The organism is Amycolatopsis sp. NPDC104819, assembly GCF_055583145.1.
Window position 1 is genome coordinate 238,637 of record NZ_JBVJON010000002.1, and the last position, 15,402, is coordinate 254,038.

The following is a 15,402-nucleotide window of genomic DNA, read 5'->3' on the forward strand; positions in this document are numbered from 1 at the left end:
GGCCAGGCGGGAGTCACCGTAGACAACTCAAAGCCGGATGTAAACGTTACGGCAGGCTTCGAAAAAAGGTGTCGGCCAGCGGAACGGAACCGGCGGGTAAGCTCGCCGTGTGAAGGCGGTCACCCACCCGGCCCCGGCGCCCACCCGGGAAAAGCTGCTGATCGCGGCGGCCGACGTCATCCACGCCGACGGCTGGGCCGCCGTGACGATGGGCAAGCTCGCCGCGCGGGTCGGCGTCAGCAGGCAGACCGTCTACAACGAACTCGGGTCCAAGACCGAGCTCGCCAAGGCGCTGATGCTGCGCGAGACCGACCGCTTCGTCGAGCGGGTCAACGGGGACGTCGCCGCGCACCCGGACGACCCGGTCGCCGGCGTCACCGCCGCGTTCCGGCACACCCTCGAAGCCGCCCGCGCCAACCCGCTGCTCGAGATCGCGCTCGGCGGCGCGCAGGGCGGCCGCGACGACTTCCTCCCGCTGCTCACCTCGCAGCCCGAGGCCGTGCTCGGGCGGGCCGTCGAAGCCGTCGCGGCCGTCTTCGCGCGGGCCTACCCCGGGGTGCGGCTGACGCCCTCGGAGTGGGCGGTCGCGGTCGAGGCGTTCATGCGGCTGCTGCTCTCGCACCTGGTGCAGCCCAGCGGCTCGGCCGAGCACGCGAGCGGCCAGATGCGCTGGGTGATCGGCCGGATGCTCGGCGCCTGACGCCGCAGGTGGCCCCCGGCCCGGCGGCGCGGGCCACTGGCCTAGACTCGGACGTCCCGGTCTGCAGGTGACCAGGGGCCATTTCCGCAGGATTGTCTCACCACAATCGTTACCGCTCGAGGAGAAGACCTTGAAGAGCACCGTCGAGCAGCTGAGCCCGACGCGAGTCAAGATCAATGTCGAGGTGCCGTTCGACGAGCTCAAGCCGAACTTCGACCGCGCCTACCGCAAGATCGCCCAGCAGGTGCGCATCCCGGGCTTCCGGCCCGGCAAGGCGCCCGCTCGCGTCCTGGAAAGCCGGATCGGGCGTGGCCCGGTGCTCGACGAGGTCGTCAACGAGGCCATCCCGGCCAAGTACATCGAGGCCGTTCGCGAGAACGAGGTCCGCACGCTCGGGAACCCCGAGTTCGACGTCACGAAGCTGGAGGACCGCGACGTCCTCGAGTTCACGGCCGAGGTCGACGTACGCCCGGAGATCGAGCTGCCCGACCTCGACGGCTTCGCGGTCACCGTGGACGACGTCGAGCTGACCGACGCGGAGGTCGACGAGCAGCTCGACGAGCTGCGCGCCCGCTTCGGCACGCTGACCGGCGTCGAGCGCCCGGCCGAGACCGGCGACTTCGTCTCGATCGACCTCGCCGCGACCGTCGACGGCGAGGCCGTCGAGGAGGCCGCCACCAGCGGCCTGTCCTACGAGATCGGCTCCGGCCAGCTCGTGGACGGCATCGACGAGGCGATCGTCGGCGCGAACGCCGGCGACACGAAGACGTTCACCACCCAGCTCGTCGCCGGCGACCACGCCGGCAAGGACGCCGAGGTGACCGTGACCGTCCAGTCGGTCAAGCAGCGCGAGCTGCCCGAGGCCGACGACGAGTTCGCCCAGATGGCGAGCGAGTTCGACACGATCGACGAGCTCAAGGGCGACCTGCGCGAGCGCCTCGCCCGCGTCAAGAAGATGCAGCAGGGCGTCCAGGCGCGCGACAAGGTGCTCGACGAGCTCCTCGAGCGCACCGAGGTGCCGATCCCTGAGAAGGTCCTCGACTCCGAGATCGAGAACCGCAAGCACGACGCGATCCACCCGTTCGACCACGACGAGGCGCAGTTCGCGCAGGCGCTCGAGGCCGAAGGCCGCACGCTCGAAGAGTTCGACGCCGAGACCCGCACCGAGTCGGAGAAGGCCGTCCGCACGCAGCTGCTGCTGGACACCATCGCCGACAAGGAAGAGGTGTCGGTCAACGACGGCGAGCTCACCGAGCGGATCATCTACCAGGCCCAGCGCTTCGGGATCAGCCCGGACGAGTACGTCCAGCGGGCCCAGCAGTCCGGCCAGCTGACCGCGATCTACGCCGACGTCCGCCGCGGCAAGGCGCTCGCCTCCGTGGTCCGGAAGGCGACCGTCACCGACGGCTCGGGCGCCGAGGTCGACCTCTCGGAGCTGTTCGGCAACGACGAGCCGGCCGCCGACGAGGCAACCCAGGAGACGCAGGTCACCGACGAGGCGGCGAAGACTCCCGCGGAGTGAAGCTGTGAGCGAACTTGGGCGGTGTCAGGCATTCTGCACCGCCCAAGTTCGTTAGGGTCGGATACAAGATCTCAAGCATCTGAAACGACAGCGGCGGCCGTCAGCACCGGGCCGCCGCCGGCGAAAAGGCAGGCAGACGTGACGCAGCACACGCCCGAGGCGCGGACCGGAACCGCAGGGCTCACCCTCACCGACTCGGTGTTCGAGCGGTTGCTCCAGGAGCGCATCGTCGTCCTCGGTTCCGAGGTCAACGACGAGATCGCCAACCGGATCACCGCGCAGCTGTTGCTGCTCGACGCCGACGACGCCGAGTCCGACATCCGCTTCTACATCAACTCGCCGGGTGGCTCGGTCACGGCCGGGTTCGCCATCTACGACACCATGCAGCTGATCCGCCCGGACGTCGCGACGTACGCGATGGGCATGGCGGCCTCGATGGGGCAGTTCCTGCTCTCCTCGGGCACGCCGGGCAAGCGCTACGCGCTCCCGCACGCCCGGATCCTGATGCACCAGCCCTCGGCCGGTGTCGGCGGCACGGCCTCGGACATCGCGATCCAGGCCGACCTGTTCAACAAGTGGAAGCTGGAGCTGGCCAAGATCACGGCCGACCAGACCGGGCAGACGGTCGAGCAGATCATCAAGGACGGCGACCGCGACCGCTGGTTCACCGCGCAGGAGGCGAAGGACTACGGGTTCGTCGACCACGTCCTCACCGCCAACATCGCTCGTCCGGGCTCCAACTGAGCCGAAGCACCAAGGAGACTTCACCATGAGCAACTTCAGGCTCCCGGGTGACTTCCGGTCACCTTCCGTCCCTCAGTCGCGGTACATCCTCCCGTCGTACGTCGAGCGCACCAGCTACGGCGTCAAGGAGTCGAACCCGTACAACAAGCTGTACGAAGAGCGGATCATCTTCCTCGGCGTGCAGGTGGACGACGCGTCGGCCAACGACGTGATGGCCCAGATGCTGCACCTCGAGCACGAGGACCCGGACCGCGACATCACGATCTACATCAACTCGCCGGGTGGCTCGTTCACCTCGCTGATGGCGATCTACGACACCGCGCAGTACATCCGGCCGGACATCCAGACGGTCTGCCTCGGCCAGGCCGCCTCGGCGGCCGCGGTGCTGCTCGCCGCCGGCAACCCGGGCAAGCGGTTCGCGCTGCCGAACGCGCGGGTGCTGATCCACCAGCCCGCCACCGAGGGCAGCTACGGCCAGGTCTCCGACCTGGAGATCCAGGCGAACGAGATCCAGCGGATGCGGCGCCAGATGGAAATCATCCTGGCCAAGCACACGAACAAGGATCCCGACCAGATCAGGGCCGACATCGAGCGGGACAAGATCCTCACCGCCGCGGACGCCAAGGCGTACGGCATCATCGACGAGGTGCTCCCGTACCGCAAGGCGTCGGCGCTGTAGATCCGCCGAGCCGGTGTGTGTCGAGAAGACGACACACACCGGCCTCCTGGTTTAGGGTCGTCCTCTGACGTGCTCCCGGAGCTTGTGGGTGTTCCCGCCCAGGGCATCGGACGGGTACCGTCAGTGGCAATGCGTGAGGCTCCGCCAGGTCGTCCGTGACCGGGGCCGCACACTGGCAACACACGTCAGGCGCGGAAACCCGCGCCGGAGGGGACGAGGTCAACGGCCATGGCACGGATCGGTGACGGCGGAGACCTGCTGAAGTGTTCTTTCTGCGGGAAGAGCCAGAAGCAGGTGAAGAAGCTCATTGCCGGCCCCGGGGTCTACATCTGCGATGAGTGCATCGACCTCTGCAACGAGATCATCGAGGAGGAGCTGGCCGAGGCCGGCGACGTCAAGCTCGACGAGCTGCCCAAGCCCGCCGACATCCACGAGTTCCTCGAGCAGTACATCATCGGCCAGAACGACGCCAAGCGGACGCTCGCGGTAGCGGTCTACAACCACTACAAGCGGATCCAGGCGGACGACAAGGCCGGGCCGAAGGACTCCAAGGACGAGTCGGTCGAGCTCGCGAAGTCGAACATCCTGATGCTCGGCCCCACCGGGTGCGGCAAGACCTACCTCGCGCAGACCCTGGCGAAGCTGCTGAACGTCCCGTTCGCGATCGCGGACGCCACGGCGCTCACCGAGGCCGGGTACGTCGGCGAAGACGTCGAGAACATCCTGCTCAAGCTCATCCAGGCGGCGGACTACGACGTCAAGCGGGCCGAGACCGGGATCATCTACATCGACGAGGTCGACAAGATCGCCCGCAAGTCGGAGAACCCCTCGATCACGCGGGACGTCTCCGGCGAGGGTGTGCAGCAGGCGCTGCTGAAGATCCTCGAGGGCACGACCGCTTCGGTCCCGCCGCAGGGCGGCCGCAAGCACCCGCACCAGGAGTTCATCCAGATCGACACGACGAACGTGCTGTTCATCGTGGCCGGCGCGTTCGCCGGGCTGGAGAAGATCATCAACGAGCGGGTCGGCAAGCGCGGCCTCGGCTTCGGCGCGGAGATCCGCACGAAGTCCGAGATCGAGGAGAGCGACGTCTTCTCCGACACGATGCCGGAGGACCTGATCAAGTTCGGGCTGATCCCGGAGTTCATCGGCCGGCTCCCGGTCGTGGCGACGGTGAACCACCTGGACAAGGAATCGCTGGTCAGCATCCTCACCCAGCCGCGCAACGCCCTGGTGAAGCAGTACAAGAAGCTCTTCGAGATGGACAACGTCGAGCTCGAGTTCACCAAGACCGCGCTCGAAGCGATCGCCGACCAGGCGGTCCTGCGCGGGACCGGCGCCCGCGGGCTGCGCGCCATCATGGAAGAAGTGCTCCAGCCGGTGATGTACGACATCCCGAGCCGCGACGACGTGGCGAAGGTCGTCATCACCGAGCAGACGGTCCGGGAGAACGTGAACCCGACGATCGTCGCCCGGCAGCCGACGAGGCGCGCGCGCAGCGAGCGCGGCGAGAAGTCGGCCTGACCCGGGTGTCTCCGGGCCACCCCGGCCCGGAGACCCGACAGGAAAGCTGAATGACTGCTGACTCTTTCCCGGGCTCCGGGGGCATGGTCCCCGGTGGAGGCGTGCAGGCGCCGCCTCCGCCGGAGCCGGCCGCGGCGCCCGCCGAGGGCGCCCCGGCCGGGACGGCTCCGGGGTTCCTCGAGCTGAGCGAGCGCGTGATCGCGTCGGTCTTCGACCGGTACACGTGGCTGAACCGCGTCCTGATGGGCGTGCTGGCCGTGTTCACCGGCACCTGTGTCGTGGGCGTGGTGGCGCGGCTGTCGCCGTTGCCGCTGATCCCGGTGCCGCTGTTCCTCGTCGCGGGCTACGGGTTGTGGCAGGCGCGCGGGGTGACCGAACGACGTCAGCTGTTCGGCTGGGTGCTGCTGTTCGCGCTCGCGACCCTGGTCGGCTTCTGGCTGATTTCGGTCGTCGGCCGCTGGGTGGAGTGAACTCCCTCCTTCCGGCCCGTTTGCGTTCACCCGTTTTTGGGTAGGAATTTCCCGTGGCAGATGCGCGCGGACCGTTCCGGCATCCCGCACTGCTCTACCGTGGTGACACTGAGTATCTCGATGGCGTCGTTCCGTTCCTGGTCGAAGGCCTCGACCAGGGTGAACCCGTGGCCGTGGCCGTGCCGGAGCGGAACCTGAAGCTCCTCGAGAACGCCCTGGGCGACCGGGCGTCCCACGTCCGGCTGATCGACATGTGCGAGGCCGGCCGCAACCCCGGCGCCATCCTGCCGTCGGTCCTGCTCTCCTTCGCCGGCGAGCACTCGAGCCGGGTTCGGATCGTGGGGGAGCCGATGTGGGCCGCCCGCACGGACGTCGAATACCCGGAGTGCGTGCTGCACGAGGTCGTCGTCAACCACGCTTTTGCCGGCCGCGACGTCGCCGTGCTCTGCCCCTACGACGTCGCGGCGCTGCCGCCGGAGGTCCTGGCCGACGTCGAGCGCACCCACCCCGAGCTGTGGGCCTCGAGCGGCCGGGCGCCCAGCGCCCGGTTCGACCCCGAAGGCGCCCGGGCGGACTTCACGCGGCCGCTGGTGCCGCCGTCGGTGGCGGTCGAGCGCCGGTTCGACGTCGCCCAGCTGGCGTCGCTGCGCGGCTTCGCGGAGATCTGGGCCGCCCGTCACGGCCTGCGCCGGCCCCGCCGGGACGACTTCGCGCTGGCGATCGCGGAGCTGACCACGAACAGTGTCCTCTACGGCGGGGGCACCGGCGTGCTGCGCCTGTGGACCGAAGAACGCCAGGTGGTCGCCGAAGTGACCGACGCGGGCACGATCACCGAGCCGCTGGCCGGCCGCGTCCCGCCCCCGGCGGCGACGCTGGGCGGGCGCGGGCTCCTGCTGGTGCACCGGCTCGCCGACCTGGTCCGCACGTACTGGATCCCGGGCCGCACGACCACCCGGGTCCACTTCACCTGCTGAGCCGGCTGAGCCGGCCGGGTCAGTCCGCGCGGGGGACGTGCTTGCCGAGGAAGCTGACCAGGCTGGGCACCACGGTCCGGTTGAACGTGTCCCCGTGCTTGCCGTGGGCGGTGTGCGCCACCGCCGGGTGGGCCGCGTCGATGTACCGCCGGACGCCGGTGATGAACGGGTCCTCGGTGCCGCACCAGATGCCGTTGGCGACACCCTTGGTCTCGTCGACGTGCCGCAGCGGGTCGAGCGCCGTCCAGTCCTGGATGCCGGTGAAGATGTGCCGCTTGGCCATCTCCTGCCACGACAGGATCAGGGCCGGGGCCAGGGTCGCGACGGCGGCCGGCGGCTGGCGCCGCTCGACACGGCGGCGCGTGTACAGCAGCGCGCCGAACCCGCCCATCGACACGCCGGTGCAGGCGAACGGCAGGCCGGTGTCGCCGGCGAAGCCGCGGGCCCGCAGCCACTGCGGGACCTCTTCCAGCAGCATGGCCATCGGGTCGTCGTTCGGGTGCACCTGGTGCCAGTAGTTGTCGCCGCCGTCGACGGCCACGAAGCCGAACGCCGGGACCGCCTTGCGGGCGACGTCGCTGGCGAGCTGCTTGAGCGTGCCGGTGGGCGCCGCGCTGCGGGCGTTGCCGTGCAGGCCGTGCAGCATGAGCGACATCGGGAGCCCCTTCGGCGGGGTCTTCGACGGCAGCACGAACACCAGGTCGACCATCCGGCCGCGGGCCTGGGAGTAGACCCGCTCGACCCGCGTGCTGCCCAGCTGCGTCGTCGGGTTCGACGACGCCACGCCCAGCGCGCGCTGCAGCGCCGGGCTGAACGGCAGCTTGCCGGTCGCCGTGCCGACCGCCAGGCCGGCCACCGCGAGCCCGGACGCCCCCGCGATCAGGGCCGACCGGCGGCTGAGCCACCTGCGCGCGTCCCGGACCGCCGCCCCGGCCGCGGTCTGGGGCTCGGCCCCCGCCGCGTCCCCGCGATCCCCGTCTTCCTCGTTCACCTGTCTCCGTCCCCGCCTGCTCTTCCCTAGGACGCCGCGCACCCGCTCCACGTTCCCCTCGCGTCCCACCCGCCGGGTTAGTCGTTCTCACCTTGCCCGGCGTTTCGGGTCTTCGCGCGCCAAGCCGCTTTGGCGGCCTCGGTCGAGCGTTCGGCCCGCTCCACAGTGTCTCCCAGGCCCACGGCCAGCGTGATTCCCAGGGGTATCAAGATGTGGTCTATACCCTGTTCGTCGAGGCCGAAGTGCCCGGACGCCTCCAACGTGACAAAACCGTGCAGCGCGCTCCACAGCTGCGCCGCCGCCTGGTACTTCTCCGCGGGCCGGAAGCGCCCGGCGTCGATCGCCCGTTCGGTCGCCCGGACGATGTGCTCGAACGCCTCCAGGCCCTCCTGGGCGGCTTCGCGGCCTTCCTCGGTCGTGAGGTCCGACAGCGTGGCCCGCTTGCCGCCGGGGGCCGACTGGCCGAACGTCACGGCGAACAGCTGCGGCTGCTCGGCGACCGCCTGCCGGTAGGTCCGGGCCAGGCTGAAGACGTCCGCCACCGGGTCGTCGGTCTCGCCGACCTCGCCCAAGCGCGCCGAAAGCCGCAGGAACCCGGTCCGCGCGACCTCGTCGACCAGCGCGGCCATGCCCCCGAAGTGGGTGTACACGGCCATCGTCGAGACGCCGACCTCGGCCGCGAGCTTGCGGGCCTGCAGGGTTTCGGGGCCGCCGTCGTCGAGCAGCCGGATGGCGGCCTCGACGAGCCGCTCCTTGACGTCATTCGCTCGGGGTTTCGGGCTCATGCTTGCCAGTATCTCATAACCCTGTTATAAATGAAGTCATAACCAAGTTATGACAGCCTCGGAGGGGTTCGGCATGGGCAACAAGTTCCTCGAAGGAAACTTCGGCCCGGTGAGCCGGGAGCACACGATCACCGAGCTGGCCGTCACGGGGCACATCCCCGACTTCCTCGACGGCCGCTACCTGCGCAACGGGCCCAACCCGCTGTCCGAAGTGGACCCGGCGGCCTACCACTGGTTCATGGGCGACGGCATGGTCCACGGCGTCCGCCTGCGCGACGGCAAGGCGGAGTGGTACCGCAACCGCTGGGTGCGCAACCCGTCGGTCTCGGCGACGCTGAACGGCGAGGACGCCAGCCGGTTCTGCGGGCTGGACGCGCTCGGCGCCAACACCAACGTCGTCGGCCACGCCGGCAAGACCCTCGCCCTGGTCGAGGCGGGCGCGCCCATCTACGAGCTGACCGACGAGCTCGACACCGTCGGCCAGTGCGACTTCGACGGCACGCTCCCGGGCGGGTACACCGCGCACCCCAAGCGTGACCCTCGCACCGGGGAGCTGCACGCCGTGTCGTACTTCTTCGGCATGGGCAACAAGGTCCAGTATTCGGTGATCGACGCCGAGGGGCACGTCCGCCGCACGGTCGACGTCGAGGTCACCGGGTCGCCGATGATGCACGACTTCTCCCTGACCGAGAAGTACGTCGTCTTCTACGACCTGCCGGTGACCTTCAACACCGAGATGGCGGTGGCCGCCAACGTGCCCGGCGCGCTGCGTACCCCCGCGAAGCTGGTGCTGTCGGCGATGGTCGGCAAGGTCCGAGTGCCGGACCCGGTGACCGCGATGATGGCGAGCAAGATCGGCGCGAACGGCGGCCTGCCCTACCGCTGGAACCCGAAGTACCCGGCCCGGATCGGCGTCATGCCGCGGGAGGGCCAGAACCGCGACGTCCGCTGGTTCGACGTCGAACCGTGCTACGTCTTCCACCCGCTCAACGCCCACGACGAAGGCGACGGCATCGTGCTGGACGTCGTCCGCCACCCGAAGATGTTCGACCGCGAGCTGCACGGCCCGGGTGAGGGCGGCCCGACGCTCGACCGCTGGACCGTCGACCTCAGCGCCGGCAAAGTCCTGGAGGAGCGGCTCGACGACCGCGGTCAGGAGTTCCCGCGTGTCGACGAGCGGCTCGTCGGCCGGCCGCACCGCTACGGCTACGCGATCTCGACCGAAGACGGCGCGCAGCCCGGCGGATCGCTGTTCAAGCACGACTTCCGGACCGGCTCGCGCCAGGAGCGCACGTTCGGCGACGGACGGCAGCCCGGCGAGTTCGTCTTCGTCCCGTGCCACGACGACGCGGCCGAGGACGACGGTGTCCTGATGGGCTTCGTCTTCGACCCGGCGACGCAGCGCAGCGACCTCACGCTGCTCGACGCGGGCACGCTGGAGACCGTCGCCGCGGTGCACCTGCCGGACCGCGTGCCGAACGGCTTCCACGGCAACTGGGTCGAGACCGCCTGAGCCGGGTCGACCGTCAGACGAGCACGCGGTGGTCGCCGGTGTAGAGGTTCATCGAGTCGCCGCGCAGGAAGCCGATCAGGGTGATGCCGTTCTCCTCGGCCAGCTCTACCGCCAGTGACGACGGCGCGGACACCGCGGCCAGCAGGCCGATCCCGGCCATCGCCGCCTTCTGGACCAGCTCGAACGACGCCCGCCCGGACACCAGCAGGCCGTGCTCCGGCGCGGGTGTGCGGCCCTCGAGGACGGCCCAGCCCAGCACCTTGTCGACCGCGTTGTGCCGGCCCACGTCTTCGCGGACGACGTCGAGCGAGCCGTCCGGGGTGAACAGGGCCGCCGCGTGCAGGCCGCCGGTGCTGGCGAACACCTTCTGGCGGGCGCGCAGCTTGTCCGGCAGGCCGGACAAGGTCTCGCTCTTCACCGCGAAGCCGGCGGAAGCGGGGGAGAAGCGGGTCTTGAGCTTGACCGCGTCGAGGGCGGCCTTGCCGCAGACCCCGCAGGACGACGTCGTGTAGAAGTTGCGCTCGACCCCGGTGTCCGGCGGCGGCACGCCCGGCGCCAGCGCGACGTCCAGCACGTTGTAGGTGTTGCGGCCCTGGTCGTCGACGCCGTCGCAGTAGCGGGCGACCGAGACGTCCTCCCGGCCGCCGATGACCCCTTCGGACAGCAGGAAGCCGTGGGCCAGCTCGACGTCGTGGCCCGGCGTGCGCATCGTCACCGCCAGCGCCTTGCCGCCGACCCGCAGCTCCAGGGGCTCTTCGGCCGCGAGCGAGTCGGGCCGGCGCCGGTCGCCGGTCGCGGAAATCCGCCGCACCGGCCTGCGCACGGTCACCCTGCCCATGACCCACACCCTTCTCCGCCGGAAAGTTTGACACTCGCATGGTGCAACACCGGGTATTTAGTAATACATTCCCTCCATCATCCCCACTCTACGGAGGGATCCGATGGCTCTCGGCTTCCTGGACCGTTCCCGGATCGTCGCACCCCCCACCTGGACGCGCTGGCTGGTGCCGCCGGCGGCCCTGTCGGTACACCTGTCGATCGGGCAGGCCTACGCGTGGAGCGTGTTCAAGACTCCGCTCGAGAAGACGATGCACCTGACCGGGACGCAGAGCTCACTGCCGTTCCAGCTCGGCATCGTCATGCTCGGCCTGTCCGCCGCGTTCGGCGGCACGCTCGTCGAGAAGAACGGCCCGCGCTGGGCGATGTTCGTCTCGATGTGCTGCTTCGCCAGCGGCTTCCTCATCTCCGCGCTCGGGGTGGCCACCGGCCAGTTCTGGCTGGTCGTGCTCGGCTACGGCGGGGTCGGCGGCATCGGGCTCGGCATCGGCTACATCTCGCCGGTGTCCACGCTGATCAAGTGGTTCCCGGACCGGCCGGGCATGGCCACCGGGATCGCGATCATGGGCTTCGGCGGCGGCGCGCTGATCGCCTCGCCGTGGTCGTCCTCGATGCTCGGCACCTCGCCCACCGAAGGCACCATCGCCACGGCGTTCCTGGTGCACGGCATCGTCTACGCGGTGTTCATGTCGATGGGCTGGCTGCTCGTGCGGGTGCCGGCCGACGACTGGAAGCCGGCGGGCTGGCAGGAGAAGACCGACCACGGCAAGGCGATGATCAGCACCGCGAACGTCTCGGCCGCGAACGCGATCAAGACCCCGCAGTTCTGGTGCCTGTGGGTCGTCCTGTGCTTCAACGTCACCGCGGGCATCGGCATCCTGGAGAAGGCGTCCCCGATGATCGTGGACTTCTTCAAGAGCACGTCGACCCCGGTCGGCACCGCCGCGGCGGCGGGGTTCGTCGCGCTGCTGTCGCTGTGCAACATGCTCGGCCGGTTCGTCTGGTCGTCCACTTCGGACCTGGTCGGCCGCAAGAACATCTACCGCACCTACCTCGGCGTCGGCGCGGCGCTGTACCTGGTGATCGCGCTGACGCAGAACTCGTCGAAGCTCGTGTTCATCCTGTGCGCCATGGTGATCCTGTCGTTCTACGGCGGCGGGTTCGCGACCGTCCCGGCGTACCTCAAGGACCTCTTCGGCACCTACCAGGTCGGCGCGATCCACGGTCGGCTGCTCACCGCGTGGTCGGTGGCCGGTGTGCTCGGCCCGCTGATCGTCAACGCCATCGCCGACAGCGAGAAGGCGGCGGGCAAGTCCGGCCCCGACCTCTACACGACGTCGTTCTACATCATGATCGGCCTGCTCGTGGTCGGCTTCGTGGCCAACGAGCTAGTCCGGCCGGTGAAGGCGAAGTTCCACGAGCCGGCGCCCGCCGGCGCGGCCGCGAGGAGTGAGGCGTGATGACCGAGCCGTCGGCGAAGACCAACCGGGTGCCGCTGATCGTGCTGGCCTGGGCGTGGGTCGTGCTGCCCTTCGCCTACGGCGTGTACCAGCTGTTCCTCAAGCTGGTGCAGCTCTTCGGATGAGCGGGGGCGTGCTGGTCACCGGGGCGTCCCGGGGAATCGGGCGGGCGGTGTCCCTCGCCTTCGCGGCGAAGGGGCACCGCGTGGCCGTCCACTACGGACACCGCGCCGCCGACGCCGAGGAGACGCTCGCCGCGTTGCCCGGCGAAGGGCACGTGCTCGTCGGGGGTGACCTCGCCGATCCCGAAGCGGCGCAACGGATCGCCGACGCGGCCGAAGCCGGGGTGGGCGGAGTCGACGTGCTCGTGAACAACGCCGCCGTCGCGCCGTCGGCCGGCACCGCGCACCCGGTCGCCTCGGTGTCCTACGCGGACTGGCAGCGCGTCTGGCGGCGCACCCTCGACGTCAACGTCGTCGGCGCGGCGAACGTGAGCTACTGCGTCGCCCGGCACCTCATCGAACGAGGGGCGCCGGGCCGGATCGTCAACATCGGGTCACGCGGGGCGTTCCGGGGTGAGCCCGACCACCCGGCGTACGGCGCGAGCAAGGCCGCGCTGCACGCGTTCGGCCAGTCGCTCGCGCTCTCCCTCGCGCCCCACGGCATCGCGGTGACGTCGGTGGCGCCCGGCTTCACCGCCACCGAGCGCGTCGCGGACCGGATCGACGACGCCCTGCGCGCGCAGAGCCCGTTCGGGCGGGTCGGCACGCCGGAGGAGGTCGCCGCGGCCGTCGTCTACCTGGCCTCCGCCGAGGCGACCTGGGCGTCCGGCGCGATCCTCGACCTCAACGGCGCCTCCCACCTGCGGATGTGACCTGCCTCACGCGTGCAGCAGGCGACGGCCCGCGCGCGTCGGTAGGGCGTGCATCCACTGGGGAAGATCGTCGTCGCCGGGCTGGCCCTGGTCGTTCTCTGCGGCACGGCGTACGGCTACACCAACCTCCGCGCGCTCGACGAGGTCACGCGCGACAGCGTGATCGACGCCGACGGCGAGGCCAAGCCGGGGGAGCAGCCGGCCGACGGCTCGCTCGACATCCTGCTCGTCGGCCGGGACGCCCGCACCGACCCGCAGGGCAGGCCGCTCTCGCCCGACGTCCTGCGGGAGCTGCGGGTCGGCGCCAACGGCGACGACCTCACCGACACGCTCATCGTGCTGCGGATCCCGAACGGGACGAGCGAGGTGAAAGCGTTTTCCATCCCGCGCGACAGCTACGTCGCGATGCCCGGCGGGAAGGGCAAGATCAACGCCGCGTTCGGCCGGGCGAAGGCGGGCGAGGCGCGGCGGCTGCGCACGGCGGGGGAGACCGACAAGGCGAAGATCGACCAGTCCGCGCTGACCGCCGCCCGGCGCGCGACGCGGCAGGCGGTCGAAGACCTGACCGGCGTCAAGATCGACCACTTCGCCGAAGTGAACCTGCTCAGCTTCTCCGAGATCAGCAAGGCCGTCGGCGGTGTCGACGTCTGCCTCAAGGAAGCCACCAAGGACAAGAACTCGGGCGCGGACTTCCCGGCCGGCCCGCAGCGGATCTCGGGTGCGGACGCGCTGGCCTTCGTGCGGCAGCGCGACCACCTCAAGGGTGGTGACTTCGACCGCGTCCGGCGGCAGCAGGTGTTCCTCGCCGGGCTGGCCCGGCAGGTGCTGTCGGCGGGCACGCTGGCCGACCCCGGCAAGCTGTCCGGCCTGATCGACGCCGTGAAGCGGTCGGTGGTGCTCGACGCGTCGTGGAATCTGCTCGACTTCGTCGCGCAGATGCGCGGAGTCAGCGGCGGTGGCATCCGGTTCGAGACGATCCCGGTGGTGAACCCGGACTACCGCTACGACCCCGCCGACCCGCGCGCGACGGCGGTGCAGGTCGACCCGGCCGCCGTGAAGTCGTTCGCGGCGGGCCTGATCGGGCCGGCGGCGCCGCCGTCGGCCCAGGCCGCGCCGGTCACGGTCGACGTGGCCAACGCGGGCCCGCGCGAGGGGCTCGCGGCCCGCGTCGCCGGGTTCCTGGGCGAGCACGGGTTCACCCAGGGGGACACCGGGAACACCGCCACGCGGCGGATGTCGCTCGTGCGCTTCGGCGCGGACCTCGCCCAGCGCGGCGCCGAGGTCGCGAAGCTGCTCGGCGGGCTGGACAAGCAGGAGTCGGCGTCGGTGCCGCCGGGGCACATCGAGGTCGTCCTCGGGACGGTCTACAACGGGCCCGGCGCGGCCGGCGGCGGGAGCGCGCCGGCCGCCGGCGACGAGCCGATCACCTCGAGCGGTGTCGTCTGCGTCAATTGACCGGCTGCTAATTACTTTCCCCCTTTCTGTCCGGTTCCGCGAAATGCGGACGGGATTTCCGGAAAAGCACCGCAAGGACTTCCGGCCGAGTGGACCACGGTGGACCACCCGTGGCACTGGTCTTGACGCTGCCCCACTGGTGAGGCAGTGTTCCGGGGACCGTCCGGCGGCAGCACCGCGACGGTCCGGAGTAGTTCACCCGATCGGTGAGCACCCGGAAAGTCAATTTCGGGAAATACGGAAAGTCCGGGATTTATGCGCAGCAGCATCGCCCGCGGGTGGTGGGTCCTTCCGGTGGTCCTTTCGGCCCTTTTCTGCGCCGGGTGCCAGTCGGGGTCCGGGGTTTCGCACTACCCCGAAGCCGTCGACGCCTGCAAGCTGCCCGGCGCGGACACCCTCGCCCGGCTCGCGCCCGGGACCGTCGAGATCCCGGCGAGCTCGGTCAAGACGGCCGACAGCCCGGTCGTGCCCACCGACCGCTCCAACGACGACAACGCCCTGACCAGCTGCAAACGGCTGTTCGCCCGCGACCTCGGCGGCGGGAAGCCCAACCTGCAGGACTACCGGCTGGTCACGATCGCCGTCGTCCGCTACACCGACTCCGACGCCGCCCAGGGCGCCACGAAGGCCACCCAGCTGATGACCGACGCGCTGGCCGACCACTCGGGCGTCCGGCTCGCCACCGGAGTCGGCGACGAAGCCGGGTTCTCCGAGCAGTGGGCGGCGGTCCGCACCGGCAACGTGGTGCTGGGCCTGGCGATCGCCGACGGCGGCACGGAAGCCGCCCTGATCCCGCCCGCGACCCTCGACAACGTCCAGGCCGTGGTCACCGACATGACCACCACCCTGCAGCGCGACTACAAGGGCTGAGCCG

The 15,402-nt window shown here is 70.2% G+C and carries 16 protein-coding genes; 13 read left to right on the plus strand and 3 right to left on the minus strand.

From position 1 onward, the window contains the following. The first annotated feature begins 109 nt into the window (after nt 1–109). From ACZ63E_RS05965 to ACZ63E_RS05995, 7 genes are all read left to right on the plus strand, one after another. Complete coding sequence (locus tag ACZ63E_RS05965; RefSeq protein ID WP_465334705.1) at nt 110–700, plus strand: TetR/AcrR family transcriptional regulator; 591 nt, start codon at nt 110–112, stop codon at nt 698–700. A gap of 130 nt (nt 701–830) precedes the next feature. Continuing rightward, nucleotides 831–2,222, plus strand: a complete 1,392-nt coding sequence (gene tig, locus ACZ63E_RS05970; RefSeq protein WP_465334707.1) for a trigger factor — start codon at nt 831–833, stop codon at nt 2,220–2,222. A gap of 138 nt (nt 2,223–2,360) precedes the next feature. Then, nucleotides 2,361–2,966, plus strand: a complete 606-nt coding sequence (locus tag ACZ63E_RS05975; RefSeq protein WP_465313161.1) for a ClpP family protease — start codon at nt 2,361–2,363, stop codon at nt 2,964–2,966. A gap of 25 nt (nt 2,967–2,991) precedes the next feature. Next, entirely contained in the window at nt 2,992–3,645 is a 654-nt protein-coding gene (locus ACZ63E_RS05980; protein WP_465313160.1) for an ATP-dependent Clp protease proteolytic subunit, read from the plus strand. A gap of 228 nt (nt 3,646–3,873) precedes the next feature. Beyond that, on the plus strand, nt 3,874–5,169 hold the full coding sequence (clpX, locus tag ACZ63E_RS05985; protein WP_465334709.1) for an ATP-dependent Clp protease ATP-binding subunit ClpX: 1,296 nt from the start codon (nt 3,874–3,876) through the stop codon (nt 5,167–5,169). Between the two features lie 50 nt (nt 5,170–5,219). Continuing rightward, entirely contained in the window at nt 5,220–5,639 is a 420-nt protein-coding gene (locus ACZ63E_RS05990) for a hypothetical protein (RefSeq protein ID WP_465334711.1), read from the plus strand. A 53-nt stretch (nt 5,640–5,692) separates the two neighbouring features. Next, nucleotides 5,693–6,613 (plus strand): anti-sigma factor RsbA family regulatory protein, encoded by a 921-nt coding sequence (locus ACZ63E_RS05995; RefSeq protein WP_465334713.1) that lies wholly within the window; start codon nt 5,693–5,695, stop codon nt 6,611–6,613. A 19-nt stretch (nt 6,614–6,632) separates the two neighbouring features. Here ACZ63E_RS05995 and ACZ63E_RS06000 read toward each other — a convergent pair whose 3' ends face one another. Beyond that, complete coding sequence (locus ACZ63E_RS06000) at nt 6,633–7,604, minus strand: alpha/beta hydrolase (RefSeq protein ID WP_465313156.1); 972 nt, start codon at nt 7,602–7,604, stop codon at nt 6,633–6,635. Between the two features lie 77 nt (nt 7,605–7,681). Further along, the gene (locus ACZ63E_RS06005) at nt 7,682–8,389 is read right to left on the minus strand and encodes a TetR/AcrR family transcriptional regulator (RefSeq protein WP_465313155.1); all 708 of its coding nucleotides are present in this window, start codon (nt 8,387–8,389) and stop codon (nt 7,682–7,684) included. A gap of 73 nt (nt 8,390–8,462) precedes the next feature. Between ACZ63E_RS06005 and ACZ63E_RS06010 the strand changes: the two genes are divergently transcribed. Continuing rightward, complete coding sequence (locus ACZ63E_RS06010) at nt 8,463–9,902, plus strand: carotenoid oxygenase family protein (RefSeq protein WP_465335500.1); 1,440 nt, start codon at nt 8,463–8,465, stop codon at nt 9,900–9,902. A gap of 13 nt (nt 9,903–9,915) precedes the next feature. On the opposite strand, the gene fdhD is transcribed toward ACZ63E_RS06010, so the two are convergent. Continuing rightward, nucleotides 9,916–10,740, minus strand: coding sequence for a formate dehydrogenase accessory sulfurtransferase FdhD (fdhD, locus tag ACZ63E_RS06015; protein ID WP_465334715.1), 825 nt, complete (start codon nt 10,738–10,740; stop codon nt 9,916–9,918). A gap of 103 nt (nt 10,741–10,843) precedes the next feature. On the opposite strand from fdhD, the gene ACZ63E_RS06020 reads away from it, so the two are divergent. From ACZ63E_RS06020 to ACZ63E_RS06040, 5 genes are all read left to right on the plus strand, one after another. Next, entirely contained in the window at nt 10,844–12,199 is a 1,356-nt protein-coding gene (locus ACZ63E_RS06020) for an L-lactate MFS transporter (protein WP_465334717.1), read from the plus strand. Continuing rightward, entirely contained in the window at nt 12,199–12,324 is a 126-nt protein-coding gene (locus tag ACZ63E_RS06025) for an MFS transporter small subunit (protein ID WP_465313152.1), read from the plus strand. The genes ACZ63E_RS06020 and ACZ63E_RS06025 overlap by 1 nt, the downstream gene beginning before the upstream one ends. Beyond that, the gene (locus ACZ63E_RS06030) at nt 12,321–13,073 is read left to right on the plus strand and encodes an SDR family NAD(P)-dependent oxidoreductase (RefSeq protein WP_465334719.1); all 753 of its coding nucleotides are present in this window, start codon (nt 12,321–12,323) and stop codon (nt 13,071–13,073) included. Before ACZ63E_RS06025 ends, ACZ63E_RS06030 begins: the two co-directional genes overlap by 4 nt. Before the next feature lie 48 nt (nt 13,074–13,121). Further along, nucleotides 13,122–14,528 carry an LCP family protein gene (locus ACZ63E_RS06035; RefSeq protein WP_465334721.1) on the plus strand — a complete coding sequence of 469 codons (1,407 nt, stop codon included), beginning with the start codon at nt 13,122–13,124 and terminating at the stop codon, nt 14,526–14,528. A gap of 255 nt (nt 14,529–14,783) precedes the next feature. Continuing rightward, nucleotides 14,784–15,398, plus strand: a complete 615-nt coding sequence (locus tag ACZ63E_RS06040; RefSeq protein ID WP_465334723.1) for a hypothetical protein — start codon at nt 14,784–14,786, stop codon at nt 15,396–15,398. The last annotated feature ends 4 nt before the right edge of the window (nt 15,399–15,402 follow it).